Origin of the sequence: Pseudoruegeria sp. SK021 (assembly GCF_002119405.1) — a bacterium.
Taxonomy (GTDB): domain Bacteria; phylum Pseudomonadota; class Alphaproteobacteria; order Rhodobacterales; family Rhodobacteraceae; genus Meridianimarinicoccus.
Genome location: NZ_MTBG01000106.1, coordinates 1 through 1,121 on the forward strand (window position 1 = coordinate 1; position 1,121 = coordinate 1,121).

General features: G+C 56.4%; 1 protein-coding gene. It reads left to right on the plus strand.

Going from position 1 to position 1,121, the window contains the following annotated elements:
- Positions 1-1,020, plus strand: a 1,020-nt coding sequence (locus tag BV911_RS18795; protein WP_205963927.1) for a recombinase family protein, incomplete at its 5' end; no start/stop codon positions are given.
- Positions 1,021-1,121: the final 101 nt, after the last annotated feature.

A 1,121-nucleotide genomic window follows, 5' to 3' on the forward strand; every position in this document is an offset into this window, starting at 1 on the left:
AAAGTTCCACAGAATACATCTCCCAGCCCTCAGCTTCCGCCTCGGGCATCAGAATGGCGGACTTTTAATCCGCGACGGTCAGGTAATCCGACCGTTTCTGTGGACCAGTTTGCCTCCGGGATTCACACACGTCAGCACGGTTTCAACGATGTTGAGGTCATTGATGACGATCTCGGCCGATCTGCGAGCGGAACTGTGGCTCGCCCCGGTTTTGATCGTCTGGTCGCTTGGTTGTGCGCGGGTAAGGTGGGCACTGTTTTGTGCCAGGATGCGCCGAGGCTCGCGCGAAAGGGCCGTGACTGGCACCATCTTCTCGAATTATGCGGGCTTGTTGAAGCCCGTGTTACTGACGATGACGGAATTTACAATCCCTGCCAGCCCATTGACCGCCCGCTCGTGGGTATGAAAGGCAGCATCAGCGAGTTCGAGCTCGGTGTACTCAGGACGCGGATGCTGGATGCCGCCAGGGCGAAGGCGCGTCGGGGCGAACTGCGCTTGTCAGTCCCGTTCGGTTACATCTGGCATCGCGAAGCGGGACTGGGGCTCGATCCGGATCTACGTTTACAGGAGGTGATCCGGCTCATCTTTACCCGGTTCCGTGAGCTTGGCAGCGCGCGACAGGTGTTGCTGTCAATGACGGCCGACCAGATTCACTTTCCCCATCCTTCGGACGAGGGACGCATGACCAACTTCAAATGGTTGCCGATCCGCCATCGCAACGTGATCTCTGTGCTCAAGAACCCCTTTTGCGCAGGGGTCTATGGCAAAAGCGAAAAGCAGACCTCCATTGTCGATGGGCGCGTCCGGCAAAGCTATGGCTACTGCAAGCCGGTCGGAACTTGGGACGTGTTCATCAAGGGCCTACACGAAGGGTACAACAGCTGGGACGAATTTGAGCAAAACCAAAAACAATTGGCGCTCAACAACTACGGGCGCGCCGACGGTGTGAAATCGGGCCGAGGAGGTCGCGCGCTGCTCTCAGGCATACTGACATCCCAAGTTCGACAGCAAAACGAGTAAGTAATTGATATCGTTATAGCCGAATGGGCCAAAATGTAACTACACGAGCATGATCAGGCGGGTTTTGGCAGATTCAGGGTGTCAAATAGCTCCAGTTGCTG